This window comes from Cupriavidus laharis (assembly GCF_914271435.1).
Lineage (GTDB): Bacteria > Pseudomonadota > Gammaproteobacteria > Burkholderiales > Burkholderiaceae > Cupriavidus > Cupriavidus laharis.
Map to the genome: position 1 here is coordinate 73,013 of NZ_CAJZAI010000004.1, position 25,304 is coordinate 98,316.

At 64.0% G+C, this 25,304-nt stretch carries 26 protein-coding genes and 1 tRNA gene; 25 read left to right on the top strand and 2 right to left on the bottom strand.

Features of this window, described 5'->3' with window-relative positions:
- Positions 1-104: 104 nt before the first annotated feature.
- The 22 genes from LDO29_RS10220 (at position 105) to nagZ (ending at position 20,151) form a co-directional block, all read left to right on the top strand.
- Positions 105-698 (top strand): DUF177 domain-containing protein, encoded by a 594-nt coding sequence (locus LDO29_RS10220; RefSeq protein WP_224079680.1) that lies wholly within the window; start codon positions 105-107, stop codon positions 696-698.
- A 120-nt stretch (positions 699-818) separates the two neighbouring features.
- Positions 819-998: a 50S ribosomal protein L32 gene (gene rpmF, locus LDO29_RS10225; protein WP_008644820.1), complete on the top strand. Its 180-nt coding sequence runs from the start codon at positions 819-821 to the stop codon at positions 996-998.
- A 151-nt stretch (positions 999-1,149) separates the two neighbouring features.
- Positions 1,150-2,226: a phosphate acyltransferase PlsX gene (plsX, locus tag LDO29_RS10230; protein ID WP_224079681.1), complete on the top strand. Its 1,077-nt coding sequence runs from the start codon at positions 1,150-1,152 to the stop codon at positions 2,224-2,226.
- A gap of 53 nt (positions 2,227-2,279) precedes the next feature.
- On the top strand, positions 2,280-3,260 hold the full coding sequence (locus LDO29_RS10235) for a beta-ketoacyl-ACP synthase III (RefSeq protein ID WP_224079682.1): 981 nt from the start codon (positions 2,280-2,282) through the stop codon (positions 3,258-3,260).
- Positions 3,261-3,328: 68 nt separating this feature from the next.
- Positions 3,329-4,258: an ACP S-malonyltransferase gene (fabD, locus tag LDO29_RS10240; RefSeq protein WP_224079683.1), complete on the top strand. Its 930-nt coding sequence runs from the start codon at positions 3,329-3,331 to the stop codon at positions 4,256-4,258.
- A 25-nt stretch (positions 4,259-4,283) separates the two neighbouring features.
- Positions 4,284-5,033, top strand: coding sequence for a 3-oxoacyl-ACP reductase FabG (gene fabG, locus LDO29_RS10245; RefSeq protein WP_224079684.1), 750 nt, complete (start codon positions 4,284-4,286; stop codon positions 5,031-5,033).
- Positions 5,034-5,202: 169 nt separating this feature from the next.
- Positions 5,203-5,442, top strand: a complete 240-nt coding sequence (gene acpP, locus LDO29_RS10250; RefSeq protein ID WP_008644813.1) for an acyl carrier protein — start codon at positions 5,203-5,205, stop codon at positions 5,440-5,442.
- A 196-nt stretch (positions 5,443-5,638) separates the two neighbouring features.
- Positions 5,639-6,871, top strand: coding sequence for a beta-ketoacyl-ACP synthase II (gene fabF, locus LDO29_RS10255; RefSeq protein ID WP_224079685.1), 1,233 nt, complete (start codon positions 5,639-5,641; stop codon positions 6,869-6,871).
- A gap of 636 nt (positions 6,872-7,507) precedes the next feature.
- The gene (gene rpoE / locus LDO29_RS10260) at positions 7,508-8,107 is read left to right on the top strand and encodes an RNA polymerase sigma factor RpoE (protein ID WP_011298415.1); all 600 of its coding nucleotides are present in this window, start codon (positions 7,508-7,510) and stop codon (positions 8,105-8,107) included.
- 110 nt (positions 8,108-8,217) lie between these two features.
- Positions 8,218-8,850: a sigma-E factor negative regulatory protein gene (locus LDO29_RS10265; protein ID WP_224079686.1), complete on the top strand. Its 633-nt coding sequence runs from the start codon at positions 8,218-8,220 to the stop codon at positions 8,848-8,850.
- A gap of 8 nt (positions 8,851-8,858) precedes the next feature.
- Entirely contained in the window at positions 8,859-9,938 is a 1,080-nt protein-coding gene (locus LDO29_RS10270; protein WP_224079687.1) for a MucB/RseB C-terminal domain-containing protein, read from the top strand.
- A gap of 120 nt (positions 9,939-10,058) precedes the next feature.
- The gene (locus tag LDO29_RS10275; RefSeq protein ID WP_224079688.1) at positions 10,059-11,546 is read left to right on the top strand and encodes a DegQ family serine endoprotease; all 1,488 of its coding nucleotides are present in this window, start codon (positions 10,059-10,061) and stop codon (positions 11,544-11,546) included.
- 10 nt (positions 11,547-11,556) lie between these two features.
- The gene (locus tag LDO29_RS10280; RefSeq protein ID WP_224079689.1) at positions 11,557-11,841 is read left to right on the top strand and encodes a glutaredoxin family protein; all 285 of its coding nucleotides are present in this window, start codon (positions 11,557-11,559) and stop codon (positions 11,839-11,841) included.
- Between the two features lie 191 nt (positions 11,842-12,032).
- Positions 12,033-13,826, top strand: a complete 1,794-nt coding sequence (gene lepA, locus LDO29_RS10285; protein ID WP_224079690.1) for a translation elongation factor 4 — start codon at positions 12,033-12,035, stop codon at positions 13,824-13,826.
- 92 nt (positions 13,827-13,918) lie between these two features.
- Positions 13,919-14,818 (top strand): signal peptidase I, encoded by a 900-nt coding sequence (lepB, locus tag LDO29_RS10290; RefSeq protein ID WP_224079691.1) that lies wholly within the window; start codon positions 13,919-13,921, stop codon positions 14,816-14,818.
- 60 nt (positions 14,819-14,878) lie between these two features.
- Complete coding sequence (locus LDO29_RS10295) at positions 14,879-15,259, top strand: DUF4845 domain-containing protein (protein WP_396022654.1); 381 nt, start codon at positions 14,879-14,881, stop codon at positions 15,257-15,259.
- Between the two features lies 1 nt (position 15,260).
- The gene (rnc, locus tag LDO29_RS10300) at positions 15,261-16,031 is read left to right on the top strand and encodes a ribonuclease III (protein WP_224079693.1); all 771 of its coding nucleotides are present in this window, start codon (positions 15,261-15,263) and stop codon (positions 16,029-16,031) included.
- Positions 16,028-16,966: a GTPase Era gene (era, locus tag LDO29_RS10305; protein WP_224079694.1), complete on the top strand. Its 939-nt coding sequence runs from the start codon at positions 16,028-16,030 to the stop codon at positions 16,964-16,966. The genes rnc and era overlap by 4 nt, the downstream gene beginning before the upstream one ends.
- A 5-nt stretch (positions 16,967-16,971) precedes the next feature.
- The gene (recO, locus tag LDO29_RS10310; RefSeq protein ID WP_224079695.1) at positions 16,972-17,847 is read left to right on the top strand and encodes a DNA repair protein RecO; all 876 of its coding nucleotides are present in this window, start codon (positions 16,972-16,974) and stop codon (positions 17,845-17,847) included.
- A 37-nt stretch (positions 17,848-17,884) separates the two neighbouring features.
- Positions 17,885-18,667, top strand: coding sequence for a pyridoxine 5'-phosphate synthase (gene pdxJ, locus LDO29_RS10315; protein ID WP_224079696.1), 783 nt, complete (start codon positions 17,885-17,887; stop codon positions 18,665-18,667).
- Positions 18,664-19,086 (top strand): holo-ACP synthase, encoded by a 423-nt coding sequence (gene acpS / locus LDO29_RS10320; protein ID WP_224079697.1) that lies wholly within the window; start codon positions 18,664-18,666, stop codon positions 19,084-19,086. Before pdxJ ends, acpS begins: the two co-directional genes overlap by 4 nt.
- Before the next feature lie 15 nt (positions 19,087-19,101).
- Complete coding sequence (gene nagZ / locus LDO29_RS10325; protein ID WP_224079698.1) at positions 19,102-20,151, top strand: beta-N-acetylhexosaminidase; 1,050 nt, start codon at positions 19,102-19,104, stop codon at positions 20,149-20,151.
- Between the two features lie 96 nt (positions 20,152-20,247).
- Here the strand turns inward: nagZ and efp are convergent, their stop codons facing one another.
- Both efp and earP read right to left on the bottom strand, forming a co-directional pair.
- Positions 20,248-20,808: an elongation factor P gene (gene efp / locus LDO29_RS10330; protein WP_224079699.1), complete on the bottom strand. Its 561-nt coding sequence runs from the start codon at positions 20,806-20,808 to the stop codon at positions 20,248-20,250.
- A gap of 244 nt (positions 20,809-21,052) precedes the next feature.
- On the bottom strand, positions 21,053-22,216 hold the full coding sequence (gene earP, locus LDO29_RS10335; RefSeq protein ID WP_224079700.1) for an elongation factor P maturation arginine rhamnosyltransferase EarP: 1,164 nt from the start codon (positions 22,214-22,216) through the stop codon (positions 21,053-21,055).
- Positions 22,217-22,346: 130 nt separating this feature from the next.
- Between earP and uvrC the strand changes: the two genes are divergently transcribed.
- The 3 genes from uvrC (at position 22,347) to LDO29_RS10350 (ending at position 25,273) form a co-directional block, all read left to right on the top strand.
- Positions 22,347-24,329: an excinuclease ABC subunit UvrC gene (uvrC, locus tag LDO29_RS10340; RefSeq protein WP_224079701.1), complete on the top strand. Its 1,983-nt coding sequence runs from the start codon at positions 22,347-22,349 to the stop codon at positions 24,327-24,329.
- 98 nt (positions 24,330-24,427) lie between these two features.
- Positions 24,428-25,027, top strand: coding sequence for a CDP-diacylglycerol--glycerol-3-phosphate 3-phosphatidyltransferase (gene pgsA / locus LDO29_RS10345; protein WP_224079702.1), 600 nt, complete (start codon positions 24,428-24,430; stop codon positions 25,025-25,027).
- Between the two features lie 170 nt (positions 25,028-25,197).
- Positions 25,198-25,273: transfer RNA gene (locus LDO29_RS10350), tRNA-Gly, on the top strand.
- Positions 25,274-25,304 lie beyond the last annotated feature (31 nt).

Sequence of the window (25,304 nt, forward strand, 5' to 3'; positions counted from 1 at the left end):
GATTTTCGTCTTATAATTACATGTTTAGCTGCATCCGAACACGGGTTGCCATGCTGCCGATGGCTGCTGGCTCAGGATGCGGCGAGCCAAGCATGAGCAGCAATATGACCCAGCCGATCGACCTGCGCGAGCTAGATCTCTTTGCTTTCTGCCGCAAGGGCGGCAGCGCAGCCGGCGAAGTGGCGGTGCAGGATTTGCCGCGCATCTTAGCCGAGACGGCCGCGCAAGCGCCAGCTTCGGCGCGGGACGAGGTGTTCACTTATACGGCCACCGGGTTTGCGCGCGAAGAGGCGGCCGAGCCAGGCGCGCCTGTGGTGCAGCGCCTGTTTCTGGATCTCGCGGTGAAAGGCCAGGTCTGGCTGGATTGCCAGCGTTGCCTGGAGGTCTTTGCCGATCCCATCGCCACGTCGATGCGCTTTGAGGTATTCGTCAGCGATGCGGCGGCCGATGCCGCGCCGATGGACGATGACGAGCTCGACGCGATTGTCGGCTCCAAGCGATTTTCGTTGCTGGAACTGATTGAAGACGAGGTGTTGCTGGCGTTGCCGGCGGCGCCCAAGCATACCGTTTGCCCGGCTGTGCACGAGAGTCTCGTGACCGGCGCGGACGGCGAGGTGGAGCCTGAGGCTCCGCCGGAAGAAGAGGAAAAGCGGCCGTCGCCCTTCGCGGCGCTGGCCGGCCTGAAGACCAAGCACTGACGCCGCGGAGCGGCACGACGCAAGGACTTGCAGGTAGTGGTTGAAGCATCCGGCCGGGCCCCGGCTACGCCTAGTGCAGGATGCGTGTGTTAATATTGAAAAATTCTCGAAGGAGTCATCATGGCTGTTCAACAGAACAAGAAGTCGCCGTCCAAGCGCGGCATGCACCGTTCGCACGACCACCTGTCGGTCGCCCCGCTGGCAGTTGAGCCGACCACCGGCGAAACCCACCTGCGCCACCACGTGAGCCCGAACGGCTACTACCGTGGTCGCAAGGTCATCAAGACCAAGAACGACTGATCGCTTTGTTCGGCGTGACATTGCGTCTCGCTCGCGCATGCCTGTAGGTCAGAGACAAAAAAGCGGCAAGATCGTTGCCGCTTTTTTGTTGGGCGCTCGCGACGCGAACCGGCCTGGTGCCGGCGCCGATGCGTAATCCGTATCCGGAACAATGACGATCAAAATCGCTATCGACTGCATGGGCGGCGACCACGGTGTTTCCGTGACGGTCCCGGCGGCGATCAGTTTTCTTTCCAGCCATGACGATGCCGAGGTGGTGCTGGTCGGCCTGCCCGATGCCATCCAGGCGCAGTTGAAGAAGCTGCACGCACAGGACCATCCGCGCGTCAGTATCGTGCCGGCGACCGAGGTCATCACCATGGATGACCCGGTGGAAGTGGCACTCCGCAAGAAGAAGGATTCCTCGATGCGGGTCGCGGTGACCCAGGTCAAGGAAGGCCTGGCGGGTGCCTGCGTTTCCGCCGGGAATACCGGCGCGCTGATGGCGGTGTCGCGCTATGTGCTGAAGACGCTCGAAGGCATCGAGCGCCCGGCCATCGCCACCACCATTCCCAACGAGAAGGGCTGGGGCACCACCGTGCTGGACCTGGGCGCCAACGCCGATTGCGAACCGGAGCACCTGCTGCAGTTTGCTCGCATGGCAGAGGCCATGGTGGCCGTGGTGGACCACAAGGAACACCCCACGGTAGGCTTGCTCAATATCGGCGAGGAAGTGATCAAGGGCAACGAGGTGGTCAAGCGCGCGGGTGAACTGCTGCGGGCCTCGGAGCTGAATTTCCATGGCAACGTGGAAGGCAACGACATCTTCAAGGGCACGACCGACATCGTCGTATGCGATGGCTTTGTCGGCAACGTGGCGCTCAAGAGCACCGAAGGCCTGGCCAAGATGATCGGCGGCATGATCAAGGAAGAATTCACCCGGTCCTGGTTCACCAAGCTCCTGGCGGGTATTGCCATGCCGGTGTTGTCGCGCCTGGCCAAGCGGCTGGATCCGGCACGGTACAACGGCGCGTCGCTGCTGGGCCTGCGCGGGCTGGTGATCAAGAGCCACGGCTCGGCCGATGCCCATTCTTTTGAATGGGCGATCAAACGCGGGTATGATGCCGCCAAGAACGGCGTCATCGAACGCATAGCAAGGGCATTCGCCGACAAGACCAGCGCTGCGGGCGCTGCGCCGGCCGGCCCGGAGACAGCACCGAACCCGCACCCCAGCACCCGCGCCGCCTGATGCATCAGGCCGGCGCCCGGGGCTGCCATACGGACAAATCGATCCGACACTACATGACCAAGTACGCAAAAATCATCGGTACCGGGAGCTACCTGCCCCCGCGGCGCGTGACCAACCATGATCTGGCGGCGCAGCTTGCCGAAAAGGGCATCGAGACCAGCGACGAGTGGATCTTCTCGCGCAGCGGCATCTCGGCGCGCCACTGGGCCGAGCCGGATGTGACGAGCAGTGACCTGGCCGTCAAGGCTGCCGAGAAGGCGATCGAGGCAGCCGGCATCGATCGCCAGAGCATCGACCTGATCCTGGTGGCCACGTCGACGCCGGACTTCGTGTTCCCGAGCACGGCGTGCATCATCCAGAACAAGCTCGGCATCACCAACCAGTGCGCGGCATTCGACCTGCAGGCGGTCTGCGCGGGCTTCATGTATGCACTGGCTACGGCCGACAAGTTCATCCGCAGCGGCTCGCACCGCAATGTGCTGGTGATCGGCACCGAAGTGTTCTCGCGCATTCTCGACTTCAACGACCGCACCACCTGCGTGCTGTTCGGCGATGGCGCAGGCGCGGTCGTGCTGACGGCATCCGACGAGCCGGGCATCCTGTCGACGGCGATGCACGCCGATGGCAGCCACGTGGACATCCTGTGCGTGCCGGGCAACGTCTCCGGTGGCGCTATCGCGGGCAACGCCTTCCTGCAAATGGACGGCCAGGCGGTGTTCAAGCTTGCCGTGACCGTGCTGGACAAGGTGGCGCGCGAGGCGATGGCCGCCGCGGAGATCCAGCCCGAGCAGATCGACTGGCTGATTCCCCACCAAGCCAATATCCGCATCATGCAGGGCACCGCGCGCAAGCTCGGCCTGCCCGCCGAACGCATGGTGGCCATCGTGCATGAACATGGCAATACCTCGGCCGCCTCGATTCCGCTGGCCCTCGATGCCGCGGTGCGCGATGGCCGCATCCGCCCGGGCCATACCGTGCTGCTGGAAGGCGTGGGCGGCGGCTTTACCTGGGGCGCTGCGCTGCTGCGCATGTAACGACGGCCGGCGCGGCGGGCAAGGCCGGCCGCGCGGCTACCGGTATTCCAATCTAGGATTGCACTCCGATGAAATTTGCTTTCGTATTTCCCGGCCAGGGCTCGCAATCGGTCGGCATGCTCAATGCGTTCGCCGACAACGCCGTGGTGCGCGCGACCCTGGAGGAAGCCTCGACGGCACTCGGCCAGGACATCGGTCGGTTGATCGCCGAAGGCCCGGCTGAAGAACTGAACCTGACCACCAACACCCAGCCGGTCATGCTGACTGCCGCCGTGGCGATCTACCGCGCGTGGCTCGATGCCGGCGGCCCGGTGCCCGCCATGGTGGCCGGCCACAGCCTGGGTGAATACTCGGCGCTGGTCGCGGCTGGCGTGATTCCGTTTGCCGAAGCCGTGCCCCTGGTGCGCTTCCGCGCGCAGGCCATGCAGGAGGCCGTGCCAGTGGGCGAGGGCGGCATGGCCGCCATCCTGGGCCTGTCCGACGATGACGTGCGCGCCGCCTGCGCCGAGGCATCGGCCGCGGGCGTGGTCGAGGCCGTGAATTTCAACGCGCCGTCGCAGGTCGTGATCGCAGGCAGCAAGGCCGGCGTCGAGAAGGCCTGCGAAGTCGCCAAGGCCAAGGGCGCCAAGCGCGCGCTGCCGCTGCCGGTGTCGGCGCCGTTCCATTCGTCGCTGCTCAAGCCGGCGTCGGACCGCCTGCGCGAGCGCATGGCTGGCCTGACGTTCTCGGCGCCGGCCATTCCGCTGGTCAATAATGTGGATGTCGCCATCATCAGCGATCCGGAGGCGATCAAGGACGCGCTGGTGCGCCAGGCCGCCGCGCCGGTGCGCTGGGTGGAATGTGTGCAGAAGATGGCTGCCGAAGGCGTCACGCACGTGATCGAGTGCGGTCCGGGCAAGGTACTGGCCGGCATGACCAAGCGCATCGACGGCAATCTGGTCGGCGGTGCGATTTTCGATCCCGCCTCGCTGCAGGAAACCCTGGCGCTGCTGAAGTAAGCGATCGCAAGAAAGGATAATTCGCATGACCAAACTTCTCGACAACCAGGTCGCGCTGGTCACCGGCGCCTCGCGTGGCATCGGTCGCGCCATCGCGCTGGAACTGGCACGCCAGGGCGCCACCGTGATTGGCACCGCCACCAGCGAGTCCGGCGCTGCCGGCATCACCGAATACCTCGGCGCCGAAGGGCTGAAGGGCAAGGGCGTGGTGCTGAACGTCAATGACGCGGCTGCCTGCGACGCCCTGATCGACGAGATCGTGAAGAGCCATGGCGGTATCGGCGTGCTGGTCAACAATGCCGGCATCACGCAGGACCAGCTCGCCATGCGCATGAAGGACGAGGACTGGGCGGCGGTCATCCAGACCAACCTGACCTCCGTGTTCCGCCTGTCGCGCGCGGTGCTGCGCCCGATGATGAAAGCGCGCCACGGCCGCATCATCAATATCACTTCGGTGGTCGGCTCGGTGGGCAACCCTGGCCAGATGAACTACTCTGCCGCCAAGGCAGGCGTGGCGGGGATGAGCCGCTCGCTGGCGGCCGAAATCGGCAGCCGCAACGTGACCGTCAATTGCGTTGCGCCGGGTTTTATCGATACCGACATGACCAAGGCGCTGTCCGATGAGCAGCACGCTTCGCTCAAGCAGCAGATCCCGCTGGGCCGCCTGGGGCAGCCGGAAGATATCGCCAACGCGGTGGCCTTCCTGGCCGGTCCGCAAGCGGCCTATATCACCGGCACCACGCTGCATGTGAACGGCGGCATGTACATGAATTAATGGATTTTTGGGCGCTTCGTTCGGAGAAGAAGCCGGAAGAAGCCGCCTGAAGTCGTAGTTTTCCGAACCAATCGGGCGCGATTCTTGCAAAGCTTGGCAGGCGGCATTTCTGACGCCCCAAACCTGCTAAAATGCGCCCACTTTTTGTCGAACTTCCCTGGAGGGTTACATGGACAATATCGAACAACGCGTCAAGAAAATCGTGGCAGAACAGCTTGGCGTGGCCGAGGCAGACATCAAGAACGAATCGTCGTTCGTGAACGATCTCGGTGCGGACTCGCTGGACACGGTTGAACTCGTGATGGCGTTGGAAGATGAATTCGGCATGGAAATTCCTGATGAGGAAGCCGAAAAGATCACGACCGTGCAGCAGGCTATCGACTACGCCACCGCGCACGTCAAGGCCTGAGCCAGTCGTTTCTGAATTCCGAGCCACAGAAGGCGGGTGGGCGCACCGTTGCGGTAGCGCCTTGCTGTTTTCTGTGGCTTTCGTCTGTTCGAAGACGCAGAATCAGGGCGTGTTGCCGCGCGGACCGAACCAACGGGTTCCGGAGCGCGTTGGCATGTATCCCTGATCCTGCATCACGCACCCGTAGGAAATCATAGTGAGCCGTCGTCGCGTCGTTGTCACTGGGCTTGGCCTTGTGTCTCCGGTCGGAAACACGGTTGCCGAAGGCTGGGCCAACCTGGTTGCCGGCAAGTCCGGTATCGCCACCGTCACCAAATTCGATCATTCCGCGCTTTCCGTGCACTTTGCCGGTGAAGTGAAGGGCTTCAATGCCGAGGATTACATCCCCGCCAAGGAAGCCCGCAACATGGATACGTTCATCCACTACGGCATCGCTGCCGGCGCGCAGGCGCTCAAGGACAGCGGCCTGGAGGTGACCGATGCCAATGCGGAGCGCATCGGCGTGCTGGTCGGCTCGGGCATTGGCGGCCTGCCAATGATCGAGGAAACGCATGCCACGCTGACCGAGCGGGGTCCGCGCCGCATTTCTCCGTTCTTCGTGCCGGGATCGATCATCAACATGATCTCGGGCCACCTGTCGATCATGCACGGCCTGAAGGGGCCGAACCTCGCTGCGGTGACGGCCTGCACGACCGGCCTGCACAGCATCGGCCTGGCCGCCCGCCTGATCCAGGCAGGCGATGCCGACGCCATGCTGGCGGGCGGTGCCGAGTCGACCGTGTCACCGCTGGGCATTGGCGGCTTTGCGGCCGCGCGCGCCCTGTCGACGCGCAATGACGACCCGGCAGCGGCTTCGCGCCCGTGGGACAAGGACCGCGACGGCTTCGTGCTGGGCGAGGGTGCCGGCGTCGTGATGCTGGAAGAATACGAGTCGGCAAAGGCCCGGGGCGCGCGCATCTATGCGGAGCTGATTGGCTTCGGCATGAGTGGCGACGCCTACCACATGACCGCGCCGAACATGGACGGTCCGCGCCGCTGCATGGTCAATGCACTCAGGGATGCGGGCATCAACCCGGACCAGGTGCAATACCTGAACGCGCACGGCACGTCCACGCCGCTCGGCGACAAGAACGAAACCGATGCCATCAAGCAGGCCTTCGGCGACCACGCCTACAAGATGGTGGTGAATTCGACCAAGTCGATGACCGGCCACCTGCTGGGTGGCGCTGGCGGCCTGGAGTCGGTGTTCACCGTGCTGGCGCTGCATCACCAGGTGTCCCCGCCGACCATCAACATCGATAACCAGGATCCGGAGTGCGACCTGGACTACGTGGCCAATACGGCGCGTGAAATGAAGATCGATGTGGCCGTGAAGAACAACTTCGGCTTCGGCGGTACCAACGGCACGCTTGTCTTCCGCCGCGCCTGATTCGGTGTTGCGAAAGCTCCTCGCCAGCCCTCGGCTCGGCGGGCCTTACCGCTTGCGGTGGGCCTTGCTTGTGTTCTGGGCCGGCGAGGCTGTTGCCCTTGGCCTGCTGGCCCGGATGTGTCTGGGTGCGGCAACGCGCCATGGGCCGGCCGGTAGCGTCTTTCCCTTCCTGATTTGTGCCGCGTGGTTCGGCGTGACTGCCATGCTGGTCCGGACCTCGCGCGACTGGTGGTCATGGGCCGGCCAGTCATGTTCCGCAGTATTGCCGTCACCGCAGCGTTACGGCATGCCCCGCGTCGTGTTGCGGCTGCCTGGTGCCGGCAGCGAAACCGCTGTCGTGACGGGTAGCTGGAACATCGGAGGCATTCTTTTCCTGAGCTTGGCGCAGGGCCCCGATAGGACTCGCGGTCTGTTGGTATTGCCGTTCCAGGCGCGTTCCCCGCGTGTGGTGCGCGCGGCGCGACTGGCAATGGCGGTTGCAAGAGAGGTGCAACCGGCGCAAGGTGATCGGGAACGTTATTGTTAGGCAGCGGTCACAGCATGCACTTTGAAGCACTGGGAATCGGTGGTTCGTAGGTAAAATACAACGTTCGTCGTGACGACCAAACCAAGAGATACACTGCAGGTGAGCCATACGTGAGCGAACGCGAAGCCGATCAGCTCCTAGTTGAACGCGTCCAACAGGGCGACAAGCGGGCCTTTGAGCTGCTGGTGGCAAAGTACCACCGCAAGATCATCCGCCTGATCTCGCGCCTGGTGAGAGATCCCGCTGAAGTCGAGGATGTGGCGCAGGATGCCTTTATCAAGGCATATCGCGCCTTGCCCCAGTTCCGCGGGGAATCTGCCTTCTACACGTGGCTGTACCGGATCGCCGTCAACACGGCCAAGAACTACCTGGCCACCCAGGGCCGGCGGCCCGAGGCGTCCACCGACATCGATACGGAAGAGGCTGAAACTTTTGCGGACGGTGAGCAACTAAGGGATATCAATACGCCGGAGTCGATGCTTCACACGCGCCAGGTTGCCGAGACGGTGAACCGCGCGATGGAGGCGTTACCGGAAGAGTTGCGCACCGCCATCACACTGCGCGAGATCGAAGGCCTCAGCTATGAGGAGATTGCCGAGGCGATGGGTTGCCCGATCGGGACAGTACGGTCGCGCATTTTCCGTGCGCGCGAGGCGATTGCCGAGAAATTGCGCCCGCTGCTGGGAACGGCAGAGGGCAAGCGATGGTAGTGAGAAGAATGTCGTGCGGCCAGCGTTGCAGCCTATTCCTGCATCGATAAGCGACAGCGAGTGACGGGATTGTCGGTGTTCAATGGAATTGGAATGTCTTGGGGTGGGAAATGGGTCAGGCTCATAAGCAGTCGGTTCATGTAGTGGAAGCGGCGGAGCAGATTTCCGTCTTGATGGATGGCGAACTGTCGCCGCATGAGGTCGATGCCGTGGTGGCGCTCGCCAAGAGCGATTCCGGCATGGCGAACTGGACGGTGTTCCAGATGATCGGCGATACGCTGCGCTCGGAAGAACTGAGCCATGCGGGTTCGACCGGCGATTTCCTCGCCCGCTTCTCCTCGCGCCTCGAAGACGAGCCCCATGTGCTGGTGCCGGCCGTGGCCCAGGCCGCGGGCATGCGCCAGCGCCTGCTGGTGCGCCCGTCCTGGGTGCGTCGGGTCATGCCCGGCACGGCCATCGCCGCGGCGGTGGCGGCCGTGAGCTGGGTCGTGGTACCGCAACTGCGCGGGCCGTCCGACCTGGGTACGCCTGACGCCGTGGTCGCGCGTGCCGACCAGCCGGCTGCGGCCAAGCCTGGGAACATCGTCACCGTCGCTGCCGAAAGCGCCCAGATGATCCGCGATCCGCGACTGGACGAATACCTGCGTGCCCATCGCACCTCTGTGGCAACGGAGGCGTTCGTGCCGACCATGCGTACGGTCGCCAACGGCGCCAACTTCTCTCAGGACAATTCGCAGGAATAATGCCGGACATGCACAAAGGATGGTCGCCCGCCAATGTAGCGGGCGTACCGAGAATTGGGGCCCTGCGTAGGTCCTTTTTTCTGGCTTTGTGTCTGAGTGCCGCGGCGGCAACGGCCCAGCCCTCGGACAGTTCGCTGAATCGGCGCGATGCGTCGGCCTGGCTCAGCAAGATCCACCGCGCAGCGCAGCGCGAGAACTATGTCGGTACGCTGGTCTACCAGCGCGGCAGCGTGATGCACGCATCCAGGATCCAGCACTATAGCGATCTCGTGAACAACGAGTATGAGCGTCTGGAAACGCTGGACGGCAAGCCGCGCGAAGTGCTGCGGCAGAATGACGTGGTCCACAGCCTGATTCCCGAAGCCAAGCTGGTGGTGGTCGAGAAGCAGGAGGCGAAAGACCGCTTCCCGGCGCTGCTGGCCACCAACAAGAGCGACGTGCTCGATCTCTATGACATGCGCAAGCTGCCCGCCGAGCGTGTGGCCGGGGTGGAATGCGAAGTGTTCTCGCTGGAACCGCACGACGCGGCTCGCTATGCCGTACGCTTGTGGGCCGAAAAGAATTCGGGGCTCCTGATGCGGGCCCAGACCGTTGGCGAGGGCGGCAAGATACTGGAGCAGGTTGCATTTTCGCAGGTCGATATCGGGGTGCCGTCCGACAAGCAGCGCATCCTCGGTGCGATCAAGAATTCCAGTTCCTGGAACCATTATGAAGTCACCTACCAGCCGACCAACGTTGCCGACGAAGGCTGGAACATTCCGGTGCCCCTGAAAGGCTTCCAGAAAATCCGTGAAGTGCGTCGTCCGCTTGGCGAACTGCGCGCGCCCGCGCAGGGTGCCGGGCGGGGGCAGGTGTTCGAGGTGCTTCAGGTGGTCTACAGCGATGGGCTGACCGGATTGTCAGTGTTCATCGAACCCGTGTCCGAGCAGCGCGCGCGCCGCGAAGGCGTCGCATCGCTGGGTGCCACGCAGGTGGTGGTGCGTCGTATCGCCGACTACTGGATTACAGTGGTGGGCGAAGTCCCCGCCAGCACGGTACGGCAGTTCGCGTCGGCCGTGGAATATCGCCCTCCCAAGGCGTTACACTGAGCGCGTGCAAGTGCCGGATGCGGGGCTTGTACGCCCTCGCTTCCGGATGCCTCTGCGCAGGACTTCCTGCAACTTGCTCCAGTCGGTACCTCATCATTTGCTGAATCGCGGGAGTTGTCGATGATGTTCAGATCTCCAGCCCTGGCGCGTGCCATGGTCATGGCTGCCATGTTGATTCTCGGCCCGGCGGTTGCCGAAGTGGGCCACGCCCAGGCTGCGGCTTCCAACTACAATCTGCCCGACTTCACCGACCTAGTGGAAAAGGCGGGCCCGGCCGTGGTCAATATCCGGACGACCGAGCGCATGCGCTCGCGCGGTGGCCAAAGCAGTGAAGACGACGAGATGGCCGAGTTCTTCCGGCGCTTCTTCGGTGTGCCGATGCCTGGTGCCCCGACACCCGGTGCGCCGCGGCGCGGCCAGCCGCCGCAGGGCGAGGAGCAGAGCCGTGGCGTCGGTTCAGGCTTCATCATCAGCCAGGATGGTTACGTGATGACCAACGCCCACGTGGTGGCCGATGCCGAAACCATCTACGTCACGCTGCCCGACAAGCGAGAGTTCAAGGCCAAGCTGATCGGGGCGGACAAGCGCACGGATGTCGCGCTCCTCAAGATCGATGCGACTGGCCTGCCACGGCTGGTGTTGGGCGATTCCGATAAGGTGCGAGCGGGCGAGTGGGTGCTGGCAATCGGTTCGCCGTTCGGCCTCGACAACAGTGTTACGGCCGGCATCGTGTCGGCCAAGGGCCGTGATACCGGAGACTACCTGCCATTCATCCAGACCGATGTGGCGGTCAATCCGGGCAACTCCGGTGGGCCGCTGATCAACCTGCGCGGCGAGGTCATCGGCATCAACTCGCAGATCTACAGCCGCAGCGGCGGCTATATGGGGATCTCGTTCGCGATCCCGATCGACGAAGCGGTGCGAGTCACCGAGCAACTCAAGACGTCGGGCCGCGTCACGCGCGGGCGCATTGCCGTGGCAATCGGCGATGTCACCAAGGAAGTGGCCGATTCGCTCGGCCTTGGCCGTGCGCGCGGCGCGCTGGTCGGCAGCGTGGAGCCGGGCGGTCCGGCGGAGAAGGCCGGCATCGAGCCGGGCGACATCATCCTGAAGTTCAACGGCCGCGAGATCGAAAAGGCGTCCGACCTGCCGCGCATGGTCGGCGATACCAAGCCAGGCACGAAGGTGCCGATGCAGTTGTGGCGCAAGGGCGCGACGCGCGACGTATCGATCACCGTGGCCGAGCTGGAGCCGGAAGCCCGCGCGAAGGCGCGCAGCACCCCCTCGTCCAAGGATGAGAGCAGTGCGCAGGCGGCCAAGCCCAATGCGCTGGGACTGATCGTCAACGATATCCCGGATGCCCGCCTGAAGGAGCTCAAGGTGAAGTCCGGCGTGGAGGTTGAAGTTGCGGACGGCCCGGCCATGCGTGCCGGTATTCGCCCGGGCGACATCATCCTGCGGTTGGGCGATACCGATGTGACCGGTGCGCGCCAGTTCAACGATCTGGTCAAGGGGCTCGACAAGAACCGCATTGCCGCGGTGTTCGTGCGCCGTGGTGACGCCACCCAGGTCCTGACGCTGCGCCCGGGAGCCACCGCCGCCCGCTGACCGTCCCGTCATGCTGCAGCTCACGTTGTACGGCAGGGCATATTGCCATCTGTGCGGGGACATGCGGGTCGCGCTGGAGCCGCTCCGGCGCGAATTCCCGTTCGTCGTGCAGGAAGTGGACGTGGATGCCGATCCGGACCTGGAGGCCCGTTTCGGCGAACGCGTGCCCGTGCTGGTGGGGATGGGGCCGGAAGGGCCCCATGAGCTTTGCCACTACTTCCTCGACGCCGTGGCGGTCCGCATGTGGCTTGCGGCGCAGGCATGCGTCCGAACGAGCACATCCGGTCGCACATAAGCGTCCGGCGATGAGCCGATTCACGGCCCGGAAGTCTTTGAAAATCCGGTAAAATTCCAGTTTGGCGCAAAATCCGCGCCCGAAGACCCGCGGCTTCGCCGCGGGCGTTCCCGATGGGGGCGCCCGTGCCGGGGCTGTTCACGAATCCGCTGCTGCCGGGGCGAAGACGCCGGCGCTTGCCTGAAGATTAGATGGACCACATCCGCAATTTCTCGATCATTGCCCATATCGACCATGGGAAATCCACCCTGGCCGACCGGATCATTCAGCTGTGTGGGGGGCTGTCCGATCGTGAAATGGAGGCCCAGGTCCTCGACTCGATGGATATCGAGAAGGAGCGTGGCATCACCATCAAGGCGCAGACGGCTGCGCTGACCTACAAGGCCCGTGACGGCAAGGTCTACAACCTGAACCTGATCGACACGCCGGGGCACGTCGACTTCAGCTACGAGGTGAGCCGTTCGCTGTCGGCCTGCGAAGGCGCGCTGCTGGTGGTCGACGCTTCGCAGGGGGTTGAGGCGCAAACCGTGGCCAACTGCTACACCGCGATCGAACTCGGCGTGGAAGTGGTGCCGGTGCTGAACAAGATCGACCTGCCGCAGGCCGACCCGGCCAATGCCATCCAGGAAATCGAGGACGTCATCGGCATCGACGCGCAGGACGCCACGCCGTGCTCGGCCAAGACCGGCCAGGGCGTCGAAGACGTGATCGAGGCGCTGATCGCCAAGGTGCCGCCGCCCAAGGGCGATGCCGATGCGCCGCTGCAGGCGCTGATCATCGATTCGTGGTTCGATAACTACGTCGGCGTGGTCATGCTGGTGCGCGTGGTCAACGGCACGCTGCGCCCGAAGGACAAAGTGCTGCTGATGGCCACGGGCGCCCAGCACCTGGTGGAGCAGGTGGGCGTGTTCTCGCCGAAATCCGTGCAGCGCGATGCGCTGACCGCAGGCCAGGTGGGCTTCGTCATCGCCGGCATCAAGGAACTGAAGGCCGCCAAGGTTGGCGACACCATCACCACCGTGGCGCGCAAGGCCGAGGCGCCGCTGCCGGGCTTCAAGGAAGTCAAGCCACAGGTATTCGCCGGCCTGTATCCGGTCGAGGCGAACCAGTATGAGGCACTGCGCGAATCGCTCGAGAAGCTGCGCCTGAACGATGCCTCGCTGATGTTCGAGCCGGAAGTGTCGCAGGCGCTGGGCTTCGGCTTCCGCTGCGGCTTCCTCGGTCTGCTGCACATGGAAATCGTGCAGGAGCGCCTCGAGCGCGAGTTCGACATGGACCTGATCACGACGGCACCGACCGTGGTGTACCAGGTGCAGATGCGCGACGGCACCACGGTGACGGTGGAGAATCCGGCGAAGATGCCCGATCCGAGCCGGATCGAGGCCATCCTGGAGCCGATCGTCACGGTCAACCTGTACATGCCGCAGGAGTATGTCGGCTCGGTGATCACGCTGTGCACGCAGAAGCGCGGCACGCAGATCAACATGAGCTACCACGGCAAGCAGGTGCAGCTGACCTACGAGATCCCCATGGCGGAAATCGTGATGGACTTCTTCGACCGCCTGAAATCGGTGTCGCGCGGTTATGCCTCGATGGATTACGAGTTCAAGGAATATCGCCCGTCCGACGTGGTCAAGGTCGATATCCTGATCAACAGTGACAAGGTCGATGCGCTGTCGGTGATCGTGCACCGCTCGAACTCGCAATACCGTGGGCGTGAAGTGGCGGCGAAAATGCGCGAGATCATCCCGCGCCAGATGTACGACGTGGCGATCCAGGCTGCGATCGGTTCGAACATCATTGCGCGCGAAAACGTCAAGGCACTGCGTAAGAACGTGCTGGCCAAGTGTTATGGCGGCGATATCAGCCGCAAAAAGAAGCTGCTCGAAAAGCAGAAGGCCGGCAAGAAGCGTATGAAGCAGGTCGGTACCGTCGAGATTCCGCAGGAGGCCTTCCTGGCGATCCTGCAGGTCGACGACAAGTAAGCGGCATCGCGAACAGTAACAGGATCGCCGCGCCGGTGGCGCGGCGGTAGTAGAAGAGGCTGTAGCAAGACATCCAAGAACCAGAAGCCGTCATGAATTTTGCACTGATCCTTTTTGTGCTGGTGGTGATTACAGGTATCGCGTGGATCGCGGACAAGCTTGTATTCGAGCGGCAGCGGCGTGCATCGGCGCGTCTGGCGCTGGCCGAATTCGATTCGCGGCAGTCGGACCTGCAGGGCCGCTTCGGTTCCGGCGACATCGATTCGACCCGCAAGCGCCTGGCAGAGGAAAAGCTGCGCCAGCCGTGGTGGCTTGAATATTCGGCCAGCTTCTTCCCGGTCATCCTGGCGGTGTTCGTGCTGCGTTCCTTCGTGGTCGAGCCGTTCAAGATTCCGTCCGGCTCGATGATTCCCACGCTGCTGATTGGTGATTTCATCCTGGTCAACAAGTACGACTATGGCATTCGCCTGCCGGTCGTGAACAAGAAGGTCATGGACGTTGGCGAGCCGCAGCGCGGCGACGTCATGGTGTTCCGTTATCCGAAGGATCCGTCGCTCGATTACATCAAGCGCGTGATCGGCGTGCCGGGCGATGTGGTGCAATATTCGAACAAGCACCTGACCATCAATGGCAAGCCGGCCGACTACATGCCGCTGCCTGATTATCTGGACGAGGAGCGCCTGGCCTATTCCAAGCATTTCCGGGAAAGGCTGCCGGGTGGGGTCGAGCACGGCATCCTCAACGATTCGGACCGGCCGGCGTTCGTTGCCGGTGCCGATCCGGATTTCCCGTTCCGGGAAAACTGCACTTACAATCAGCAGGGCGTGACCTGCAAGGTGCCTGCAGGTCACTATTTTGTGATGGGCGACAATCGCGACAACAGCCTGGATTCCCGTTACTGGGGATTCGTGCCGGACGAGAATATCGTTGGCAAGGCGTTCGTGATCTGGATGAACCTCGGTAATTTCGGACGCGTCGGGTCATTCAAATAACAACGCATCCGCGCGGCGCGAGAACACTCAACTAGAAAGAGGGAAGCGCAAATGGGTCAGATGAGTCAATCGGGTCGGGTCGGGAATGATGGCCGGTGGCGGGAGAAGGGTTTTTCCCTCTGGACGCTGCTGGTAGTGATCGTGTTCGTGATCGGCGTTGCCTTGCCCGCACTCAGGGCAATACCGAGCCTGACCGAATATTTTTCGGTCAAGCGGGCGGCGAGCTACGCGAAGCAGAAAGCCACCAACAAGCGTGAGGTGGTGGAGTATTTTGACAAACAGGCAACCATCGACCGGATTGCCGCGGTGCGGGGAGAAGACCTCCAGATCCGCGAAGATGAGAACGGGACGATCCAGTCGGTCGATTTTGCCTACCGGACCGAAGTTCCCGTCTACGGTCCATTGAGCCTACTGATTAGCTATTCGGGAACGCAGCACTGATATGAACCTCGACGCCTTGCAGCAACGTCTCGGCTACCGTTTCAGCAAGCCTGAGTTGCTGCAGCAGGCGCTGACGCACCGCAGCCACAGCGCCCAGCACAATGAACGCCTGGAATTCCTGGGGGATTCGGTGCTGAACTGCGCCGTGGCGGACATGCTGTTCGGCATGTTCGGCAAGCTGGATGAAGGCGATCTCTCCCGCGTGCGGGCCAACCTGGTGAAGCAGCAGGCGCTGTACGAGATCGCCCAGATGCTGCAGTTGTCCGATGTATTGCGCCTGGGAGAGGGCGAGCTGAAGAGCGGCGGCTTCCGCCGCCCGTCCATCCTTGCCGATGCGCTCGAAGCCATCGTCGGCGCCGTGTTTCTCGACTCCGGCTTCGAGTCCGCGCGCACGCTGATCCGCAAGCTGTATATCCCCATCCTGGAGCAGGTCGATCCGCGCACGCTCGGCAAGGACGCCAAGACGCTGCTCCAGGAATACCTGCAAGGCCACAAGATCGCCTTGCCGCAATATAACGTAATCGCCACTCACGGCGCCGCGCACAGCCAGCAGTTTGAAGTCGAGTGCATGGTGCCTAAACTGGAAGTCCGGGTGTTCGGCACCGGCGCCTCGCGCCGCGCGGCGGAGCAGGCGGCGGCCAAACTGGCGCTCGATGAAGTCCAGAAGCTGGTGCCGCAGCTGCTCAAGCGCAGCCGGGCCGAGCGCACCGGCAAGACGCGCAAGCAGCCGGTGCCGCCAGACCCACAGTTGTCTCTCAGGTTGAAGGAATGACCGAATCCAACCATCCGCAGCAGCCTGCTGCGGATACCCCAGCCAAGGCGTTCCGCTGCGGCACCGTGGCCATTGTGGGCCGCCCCAATGTCGGCAAGTCCACGCTGATGAATGCGCTGGTCGGCCAGAAGATCAGCATCACGTCGCGCAAGGCGCAGACCACGCGCCATCGCATCGTCGGCATCCAGACCACCGAGGACGCGCAGTATGTCTTCGTCGACACGCCCGGCTTCCAGACCCGCCACGCCAGTGCGCTGAACCGCTCGCTCAACCGCGCGGTCACTTCCACGCTGTCGTCGGTTGACCTGGTGCTGTTCGTGGTCGAGGCCGGCTACTACGGCGCCGATGACGAAAAGGTGCTGGCCCTGCTGCCGAAGAACACGCCGGTGCTGCTGGTGACGAACAAGCTCGACCGCGTGACCGGCGACGACCGCGCCGCGGTGATGATGCCCTTCCTGGAGAAGATGGGGCAGCTCTTTCCGTTCCGCGAAGTGGTGCCGATGTCGGCCAAGACGCGCGACCACATCGCGCGCCTGTTCGAGATCATCCGGCCCTATCTGCCGGAAGGCGAGCCGATGTACGACGCGGATGCGATGACCGACCGCAGCGAGCGTTTCCTGGCGTCGGAGATCATCCGCGAGAAGGTGTTCCGCTGGACCGGTGACGAGCTGCCATATACGAGTACCGTCATCATCGACAAGTTCGAGACGGAAGGGCGCCTGCGCCGCGTGTTTGCCACCATCCTGGTCGAGCGCGACGCGCACAAGGCCATGATCATCGGCAACAAGGGCAGCAAGCTCAAGCAGATCTCCACCGAGGCGCGCCTCGACATGGAAAAGCTCTTCGACGGCAAGGTCTACCTGGAAATGTGGATCAAGGTGAAGAGCGGCTGGGCCGACAACGAAGCCGGACTGCGCGCCTACGGCTACGAGTGAGCAAGATGCCTGACATCGCGCGCGCGCCTGCCAGGGCCCGCCGCGCCGATCCGGTCGTTGACGAGGCGGCGGAACTGCTGGACAGCCGCGCGCTGCCCGGCATGGCCGACGCCGCCGGCCGGGCGATGATGGACCGCGCGATGCGCATCGTGCCGGCGCGCAGTGAAGTCCGCGTGTCGGAACAGCCTGGCTTCGTGCTGCACAGCTGGCCGTATCGCGAAACCAGCCTGATCCTCGATGTCTTTACCCGCGACCACGGCCGGCTGTCGATGGTCGCCAAGGGCGCCAAGCGGCCCCATTCGGCCCTGCGCCCGGTGCTGCAGCACTTTCATCCGATTTCCCTGTCCTGGAGCGGCCGTGGCGAGGTCAAGACGCTGACGCGTGCGGAATGGGTCGGCGGCATGCCGCCGCTGGCCGGCGATGCGCTGCTGTCCGCGTTCTACCTCAATGAACTGCTGATGCGGTTCTGCCCGCGCGAGGATGGCCATCCGGCGTTGTTCCGCCACTACATGGCCACGCTGACACGTCTCGCGCATGGCGAGGCCGCGGGCCTGGTGCTGCGCAGCTTTGAACGCCTGCTGTTGCAGGAGACCGGCTTCGCTGTGGCATTCGACCAGTGTCTGAGCACGGGTGAGCGCGTGCAACCCGGCCTGGACTACGTCTACCAGCCCGAGCGCGGCGTGCGCCGGGCCCAGCCGAGCGACCCGTCGTCGTGGCCCGTGGTATCGGGCCAGACCCTGCTGGACATGTCGCAGGACGATTACGGCCGTGCGCAGACCGCTCTGCAAAGCCGCGCGCTGATGCGCTTCCTTCTGCATTATTATCTGCAGGGTGCGCCGCTCAAGACGCGGCAGATCCTGATCGACCTGCACTATCTCTGACCTGCCGGGCTGCCGGCCCACTGATGATTCCGCAAGCATGATCTTCCACGCAAATCCGGGCGTCATCGACCTCGGTGTCAACATCGACCACGTCGCCACGCTGCGCAATGCGCGCGGCACGGTGTATCCCGACCCGATCCAGGCAGCGCTCCAGGCCGAAGAAGCCGGCGCGGACCTGATCACGCTGCACCTGCGCGAAGACCGCCGCCATATCCGCGATGCCGACGTGCTTGCGCTGCGCCCGCAGCTGGCCACGCGCATGAACCTCGAATGCGCGATCACGCAGGAGATGCTCGACATTGCCTGCGAGATCCGTCCGCAGGACGTGTGCCTTGTGCCCGAGCGGCGCGAAGAGGTGACCACTGAAGGCGGCCTGGACGTGGCGGGGCGCTTCGAACAGGTCAGTGCCGCATGCAAACAGCTTGCCGCTGCCGGCATCCGCGTGTCGCTGTTCATCGACGCCGATGCCGACCAGATCGCTGCGGCTGCGGCGTGCGGGGCCCCGGTGATTGAACTGCATACCGGCCGCTATGCCGATGCGCATACGCCTGACGAACAGGCCATCGAATTCCGCCGCATTGCCGATGGCGTCGATGCCGGCATCCGCCATGGGCTGGTGGTGAATGCGGGCCACGGCCTGCACTACACCAACGTGCAGCCCATTGCGGCCTTGCCGGGCATCAAGGAACTCAACATCGGCCATGCGATCGTTGCGCATGCCGTGTTCGTCGGCTGGCAGAACGCCGTGCGCGAGATGAAGGCCATCATGGTCGCCGCGCGCCTGGGCACCCGCTATCCCACGGCAGGCAGCCCGGCGTGATCTACGGCGTCGGCACCGACATCATCGAGATCGCACGCGTGCAGGGCGTGATGGAACGCACGCACGGCCGGTTTGCCGAGAAGGTGCTGGGCCCCGAAGAACTGGTCAAGTACCACGCGCGCAAAGCGCGCTCCGAGCGGCGCGGGCTGGCTTTCCTGGCAACGCGGTTTGCAGCCAAGGAGGCCTTTTCCAAGGCGATCGGGCTCGGCATGCGCTGGCCGATGACCTGGCGCGCGATGGAACTGATGAACCTGCCGTCAGGCGAGCCCACGCCGGTGTGTCATGGCGAGCTCGCCCAATGGATCCGGGAACGCGGCCTGACCGTGCGTGTCAGTGTCAGTGACGAACATGACTACGCGGTTGCCTTTGCAATCGCCGAGCGGGGCGGCCAGGCGGCCACCCCGGAAAATCCAGCCTAGCCTCCAACAATACCCATGACCAAGAAGCTTTCCGGCAAACGGCCGGGACCGGTGGTGCTCGACGTCGTCGGCAAGCAGCTCGATACCGAAGACGCACGCCGCATTGCGCATCCGCTGACTGGCGGCGTGATCCTGTTCGCGCGCAATTTCGAATCGCGTGCGCAGTTACTGGCGCTGACCCGCGCCATTCGCGCCATTCGCGAAGACGTGCTGATCTGCATCGACCATGAAGGCGGTCGCGTACAGCGATGCAAGACCGATGGCTTCACGCACCTGCCCGCCATGAGCAAGCTCGGCGAGCTGTGGGACCGCGACGTGCTGGCCGCTACCAAGGCCGCGGTGAGCTGCGGCTACGTACTGGCCGCTGAACTGCGCGCGTGCGATATCGACCTGAGCTTCACGCCAGTGCTGGACCTCGACTACGGTCGCAGCGCCGTGATCGGCGATCGCGCATTCCACGCCGATCCGCGCGTGGTCACCATGCTGGCGAGCCACCTGAACCATGGCCTGCTGCTGGCAGGGATGAGCAACTGCGGCAAGCATTTCCCCGGCCACGGCTACGTCGAAGCGGATTCGCATGTCGCGATCCCGGTGGACGAGCGTCCGCTTGAGGAGATTCTCGGACAGGATGCGCGTCCATACGACTGGATGGGTTTGTCGCTGTCGTCGGTCATGCCGGCGCACGTGATCTACCCGAAGGTCGACCCCAATCCGGCGGGCTTCTCGCGTTTCTGGTTGCAGGACATCCTGCGCGCGCAACTGGGCTTCGAGGGTGTGATCTTCAGTGACGACCTGAGCATGGAAGGGGCCAGCGTGGCGGGCAATGTCACGCAGGCCGCGCGCGCCGCGCTCGCCGCGGGCTGCGACATGGTGCTGATCTGCAACCATCCCGAGCGTGCCGACCAGTTGCTGGCCGAGCTCGATACCGGCATCGACAAGGCTTCGCAGCGCCGCATCCGCAAGCTGTTCGCGCGCCGCAAGCCGCTCGACTGGAACAAGCTGCAGCAGGAAGGTGAATACCGTGCCGCGCTGCGCCTGCTGAAGGACCACGGCCTGATCGCCTGAGCGGGCGACCGCATTGGCGGCAGGCAGTAAAAAAGGCAGCCGGGGCTGCCTTTCTTCGTTACCGGCCCTGCCGTGCAGGCAGGGCGAGCCGTGCGCTTAGTTGGCGCGGCTGCGGTATTCGCCGGTACGGGTGTCGATTTCGATCTTGTCGCCGATATTGCAGAACAGCGGCACTTGCAGTTCGAAGCCGGTGTTGATCTTGGCGCCCTTCAGCACCTTGCCCGACGAGGTGTCGCCCTTGACGGCCGGCTCGGTGTAGACGATCTCGCGCACCAGCGTGGTCGGCATTTCGACCGAGATGGCCTTGTCGTTGTAGAACACCACTTCCACGGCCATGCCGTCTTCGAGGTAGTTCAGCGAGTCACCCATGCTGTCCTGCTCGACTTCGTACTGGTTGTAGTCGGCGTCCATGAACACGTACATCGGGTCGGCGAAGTACGAGTAGGTGCATTCGCGGCGCTCGAGCACCACGACTTCGAATTTGTCGTCAGCCTTGAACACCGACTCGCCCGGGGCTTCGGTGAGCAGGTTCTTGTACTTCATCTTGACCACGGCGGCGTTGCGGCCCGACTTGTTGTATTCGGCCTTTTGCACAACCATCGGGTCGCCGTTCATCATGAACACGTTACCGACGCGGAGTTCCTGTGCGATTTTCATCTGAACTGTTTTCCTGAAAAAGAAAGTCTCGGAAATTGGTATGGCGAGGTGTGGCGGAGGCGCAGCCAGCAGGGAAGCCCTGTCGCCTTGCTGCCATGGCGCCTGGTGGGCCCATGCCCACGCGCTCTTGACCCCGTGCTCAGCGTTCGCTCAGGTTCCCGCACCGCGGCGCGTGCATGGCATCGCTGCCGGCTGGTCGCGGGGAGCCTTGGTTACCCGGCCCGGTCGCCATCAAATCAACCCGTTATTTTACCCGATTTTCGCAAAACGCCACGAGATTTGCCGCCAGGTCGCCCAAACCGAGCAAACGCGCTTGCCATTGCCGGGCGGCCTGCGTCAGCACGGGCAGTTTGCTGCGCAAGGCGGCCCAGTCGGGTGCGTTGCCGTACGCATTCCAGGCATGCCAGAAATCTGTCAGGGCCTGAACCGCAGCGGCGTCCACGCCGCTGCGGCTGAACAGTGCGAGCCACGCGTCCAGCTTGTCGCGGTGTGCGTCCTCGTCCTGCGGGTAGATGTGCCACACGAGCGGCCGTGCTGCCCACTGCGCACGCACGAAGGAGTCCTCGCCGCGCACGAAATTGAGGTCGCAGGCCCATAGCATTTCGTCGTAGTGCTCCTGCCGCACGAATGGCACGATGTTGACCTGCAGGTTGCCCCGCGCCAGCACCTTGCCCGGCGCGGCGGCTTCGCCCGACCATGCGGCAAGCTGCTCGGCCGCCAGTCCTTGCGGAATCAGGCACTGGACCGGCTCGGGGCCATCGCGCCATTGCTCGAGCAGCGCGGGCAGCGCGGGATTCTGGTAGGAAAACAGGCTGACTTTGAGCGCGCTGGCGTCGGGCATCGCACGCAGCCGGTGCCACAAGGCGGCCTGCGCGGCCGGTCCGGCCAGGAAAGTATTGCGCTGTTCGCCCAGCATCGATTCGCGCAGCAGGCCGCCAGTTCCGCGTTCGAAACCCGGAAAGAAGAAGTGCTTGATCAATGGCAGCCGCGGATGCGGTGAGGGCATGCCGTGGTGCTCGCGCACCCAGGGCTCGGCGCTCAGGTATTCGAGGTTGATCCATGCAGGGGCGCGCTCGCGCGCCACCATGCGCGCAAGGAACGCATCCGGAAGGTGGCAGGCAAAGGCCTCGATGACGGCGTCGTGCACGACAAGATCGGCGAAGCGGGCCCGGTCATCCGCGTCGCCACCGGGGCGCCAGGTGCGGATTTCCACGCCCGACAGGCGCTGCCGGTGGGCTGCCGTATCCAGCGACGGCGCAAGCCGAGAGAAGCTCTGCAGGTCATCTACCCACAGGCGCACGTCATGGCCGTGTTCCTGCGCAAGCTGGCGCGCCAGCCGCCAGCAGACGCCGATATCGCCGAAATTGTCGATGACGGTGCAGAAGATGTCCCAGGAACGGATTGGCATGGCGGAGGTGGCAGGCAAGGCAGCGAAGGCGGGCAAGGCAAGGTGGGGCGGTGAATTGCTCTAAACTTCGGATTTTAGAGCCGTCGCCGCGAATCGCGAGCCGGCCGCATCGATTTGGTCATCGTCCCTCATGTCCGACCAGCTTCCAGACGCTTCGGCCCAGCCGCCTGAACCGGCGCAGGCAGAACCCTTCGACCCCAAGCCGGTCATCGCCCGCCTGCCGGGCCTGCCCGGCGTGTACCGCTATTTCGACAGTGCTGGCAATGTGCTGTACGTTGGCAAGGCGCGCGACCTCAAGAAACGGGTATCGAGCTATTTCAACAAGACGCAGCTCTCGCCACGCATCGCCATGATGGTGGCCAGGATCGCGCGCATCGAAACCACCGTGGTGCGCACCGAGGCCGAGGCCTTGCTGCTCGAGAACAACCTGATCAAGGCGCTGGCGCCGCGGTTCAACATCCTGTTCCGCGACGACAAGTCCTATCCCTTTCTCAAGCTGACCGGCCACCGCTTCCCGCGCATGGCCTACTACCGTGGCGCCACGGACCGCAAGCACCAGTATTTCGGCCCGTTCCCGAGCGCTTATGCGGTGCGCGAGAGCATGCAGATCCTGCAGAAGGTGTTCCAGCTGCGCACCTGCGAAGACACGGTCTTCAACAACCGGACGCGGCCTTGCCTGCTGCACCAGATCCACCGCTGCACAGGCCCTTGCGTGGGTGCGATCAGCGAAGCGGACTACACGCGCGACGTTGGCAACGCGGCGCGCTTCCTGCAGGGGCGCGAGACCGAGGTGCTGGAGGGCCTGCAGTCGAAGATGGAAGAGCATTCCATGCGGCTGGAGTTCGAGCAGGCGGCAGCGGTGCGCGATCAGATCGCGGCGCTGTCGACCGTGCTCAAGCGGCAGGCGGTGGAGGAAGTCGGACAGGCGCGCGACATCGACGTGCTGGCGGTAGCCGTGGAAGGCGGGCGCGCCTGCGTCAACCTGGCCATGGTGCGCGGCGGCCGCCATCTTGGCGACAAGGCCTATTTCCCGGCGCATGCCGACGAGGCGGCGATGATCGTCGACGACGGCGAAGAGGGTGCAGGGAACGAGCCGGCGCTGGCCGGGCCGCCGGGCGTGGAGCGCATCGCGGCGCGCGTGCTGTCGGCCTTCATGGCGCAGCACTACCTGGATCAGGCGCCGCCGCCCATCATCGTCGTCAGCCACGTTCCCGACGATGCGGCATTGCTGGATGCGCTCGCGCTTCACGCGGGCCGCAAGATCACACTCGTTCGGCAGCCGCAGGGCCAGCGCAAGGCCTGGCTGGAAATGGCGCAGCAGGGCGCGGCGCTGGCACTGGCGCGGCGGCTTGCGGAGCAGGGCAGCCAGGAGGCGCGCACGCGCGCGCTGGCCGAGACCATCGGCATCGACCTGGAAGACCTGGCGCTGCTGCGCGTGGAGTGCTTCGACATCAGCCATACCGCAGGCGAGGCGACGCAGGCGTCCTGCGTCGTGTTTCACCATCACGATATGCAGAACGGCGAGTACCGGCGCTACAACATCCAGGACATCACGCCGGGCGACGACTATGCGGCCATGCGCCAGGTGCTGACGCGCCGGTACCAGAAGCTGGTCGAGCAGATGCAGGAAGAGGGCGGGCTTGACGCGGGCGGCGAGGCATCGTCGCCGATGCCGCACGTGGTGCTGATCGACGGCGGCAAGGGGCAGGTCGAGGTGGCGCGCCAGGTGTTCGAGGAACTGGGACTCGATATCGGCCTGCTGGTGGGCGTGGCCAAGGGTGAGGGCCGCAAGGTCGGGCTCGAGACGCTGGTGTTCGCCGATGGCCGTCCGTCGCTGGAGCTGGGGCAGGGCAGTGCGGCGCTGATGCTTGTCGCGCAGATCCGCGACGAGGCACACCGTTTTGCCATCACCGGCATGCGTGCGCGCCGGGCCAAGGCGCGCACGACGTCGCGCCTGGAGGAAATCGAGGGCGTGGGGGCGCGCCGGCGGCAGAAGCTGCTGACCCGCTTTGGTGGTCTGCGTGGCGTACTGGCGGCCAGTATCGACGAGTTGGCTAGCGTCGATGGTATTTCCCGAGGCCTCGCTGAAGAGATCTACCGTCAGCTTCATTAATGCTTCATGCCCGGCGATTTGCCTCTCCGGGCGCGCATTGACGCCGAAATCGGCGACAATCGCGGAATTCGTCATTGCCCCGTCGGTGTCCAAGCCCCATGCCCCTCAACATCCCGATCCTGCTGACCTGGTTGCGCGTTGCCATGATCCCCCTCGTGGTGGGCGTGTACTACCTGCCGGAAGCATGGCTGCCGATGCACACGAAGAACATCACCGCGGCGTCCTTCTTCATCATCGCCGCAGTCACGGACTGGCTGGACGGCTTCCTGGCGCGGCGCTGGAACCAGACCTCGGCGTTCGGCGCCTTCCTGGATCCGGTGGCGGACAAGCTGATGGTCACGGCTGCGCTGCTGTCGCTGCTGGCGCTGGGCCGCGTGGCGGACCTGGTGGCGCTGGTCATCATCGGGCGCGAGATCACGATCTCGGCCTTGCGGGAGTGGATGGCGCAGATCGGCGCTTCCAAGAGCGTGGCGGTCAATTTCCTTGGCAAGCTGAAGACCACTGTGCAGATGATCGCGATTCCCATGCTGCTCTACAGCGATCGCCTGTTCGGCATCGACGCGCAGGTGCTGGGTACGTGGATGATCTACGTGGCTGCAGTGCTGACGCTGTGGTCGATGTTCTACTACATGAAGCTCGCATGGCCCCAGATTCGCGAGCGCAGCGACGTCCTTGGCGGGGCCCGCGCGCAAAAATGATGCCGCGCGCAAAAAAGGTGTTGACGAACGGATTCGTTCTTTGCAATAATCTCGTTCTCGCTGCTGACGACGCAAACGAAAGCAGCAAGATAAGCTGGTTTAGCGCAAGAAGCTGTTATTTGCAGTCAAATGCGTAGTCCGCCGAAGCGGCGGGCATGAAACAGCGCCATGCGGGAGTAGCTCAGTTGGTAGAGCGCAACCTTGCCAAGGTTGAGGTCGCGAGTTCGAGACTCGTCTCCCGCTCCAGGTTGATTCCGGGTTCGATGGCACGCGGTTG

Excerpts from the sequence above, each read along its gene's own strand:
- LDO29_RS10220 (WP_224079680.1), top strand. The coding sequence starts at position 105 with ATGACCCAGCCGATCGACCTGCGCGAGCTAGATCTCTTTGCTTTCTGC.
- rpmF (WP_008644820.1), top strand. The coding sequence starts at position 819 with ATGGCTGTTCAACAGAACAAGAAGTCGCCGTCCAAGCGCGGCATGCAC.
- plsX (WP_224079681.1), top strand. The coding sequence starts at position 1,150 with ATGACGATCAAAATCGCTATCGACTGCATGGGCGGCGACCACGGTGTT.
- LDO29_RS10235 (WP_224079682.1), top strand. The coding sequence starts at position 2,280 with ATGACCAAGTACGCAAAAATCATCGGTACCGGGAGCTACCTGCCCCCG.
- fabD (WP_224079683.1), top strand. The coding sequence starts at position 3,329 with ATGAAATTTGCTTTCGTATTTCCCGGCCAGGGCTCGCAATCGGTCGGC.
- fabG (WP_224079684.1), top strand. The coding sequence starts at position 4,284 with ATGACCAAACTTCTCGACAACCAGGTCGCGCTGGTCACCGGCGCCTCG.
- acpP (WP_008644813.1), top strand. The coding sequence starts at position 5,203 with ATGGACAATATCGAACAACGCGTCAAGAAAATCGTGGCAGAACAGCTT.
- LDO29_RS10265 (WP_224079686.1), top strand. The coding sequence starts at position 8,218 with ATGGGTCAGGCTCATAAGCAGTCGGTTCATGTAGTGGAAGCGGCGGAG.
- LDO29_RS10270 (WP_224079687.1), top strand. The coding sequence starts at position 8,859 with ATGCACAAAGGATGGTCGCCCGCCAATGTAGCGGGCGTACCGAGAATT.
- LDO29_RS10275 (WP_224079688.1), top strand. The coding sequence starts at position 10,059 with ATGATGTTCAGATCTCCAGCCCTGGCGCGTGCCATGGTCATGGCTGCC.
- LDO29_RS10280 (WP_224079689.1), top strand. The coding sequence starts at position 11,557 with ATGCTGCAGCTCACGTTGTACGGCAGGGCATATTGCCATCTGTGCGGG.
- lepA (WP_224079690.1), top strand. The coding sequence starts at position 12,033 with ATGGACCACATCCGCAATTTCTCGATCATTGCCCATATCGACCATGGG.
- lepB (WP_224079691.1), top strand. The coding sequence starts at position 13,919 with ATGAATTTTGCACTGATCCTTTTTGTGCTGGTGGTGATTACAGGTATC.
- LDO29_RS10295 (WP_396022654.1), top strand. The coding sequence starts at position 14,879 with ATGAGTCAATCGGGTCGGGTCGGGAATGATGGCCGGTGGCGGGAGAAG.
- rnc (WP_224079693.1), top strand. The coding sequence starts at position 15,261 with ATGAACCTCGACGCCTTGCAGCAACGTCTCGGCTACCGTTTCAGCAAG.
- era (WP_224079694.1), top strand. The coding sequence starts at position 16,028 with ATGACCGAATCCAACCATCCGCAGCAGCCTGCTGCGGATACCCCAGCC.
- recO (WP_224079695.1), top strand. The coding sequence starts at position 16,972 with ATGCCTGACATCGCGCGCGCGCCTGCCAGGGCCCGCCGCGCCGATCCG.
- pdxJ (WP_224079696.1), top strand. The coding sequence starts at position 17,885 with ATGATCTTCCACGCAAATCCGGGCGTCATCGACCTCGGTGTCAACATC.
- nagZ (WP_224079698.1), top strand. The coding sequence starts at position 19,102 with ATGACCAAGAAGCTTTCCGGCAAACGGCCGGGACCGGTGGTGCTCGAC.
- efp (WP_224079699.1), bottom strand. The coding sequence starts at position 20,808 with ATGAAAATCGCACAGGAACTCCGCGTCGGTAACGTGTTCATGATGAAC.
- earP (WP_224079700.1), bottom strand. The coding sequence starts at position 22,216 with ATGCCAATCCGTTCCTGGGACATCTTCTGCACCGTCATCGACAATTTC.
- uvrC (WP_224079701.1), top strand. The coding sequence starts at position 22,347 with ATGTCCGACCAGCTTCCAGACGCTTCGGCCCAGCCGCCTGAACCGGCG.
- pgsA (WP_224079702.1), top strand. The coding sequence starts at position 24,428 with ATGCCCCTCAACATCCCGATCCTGCTGACCTGGTTGCGCGTTGCCATG.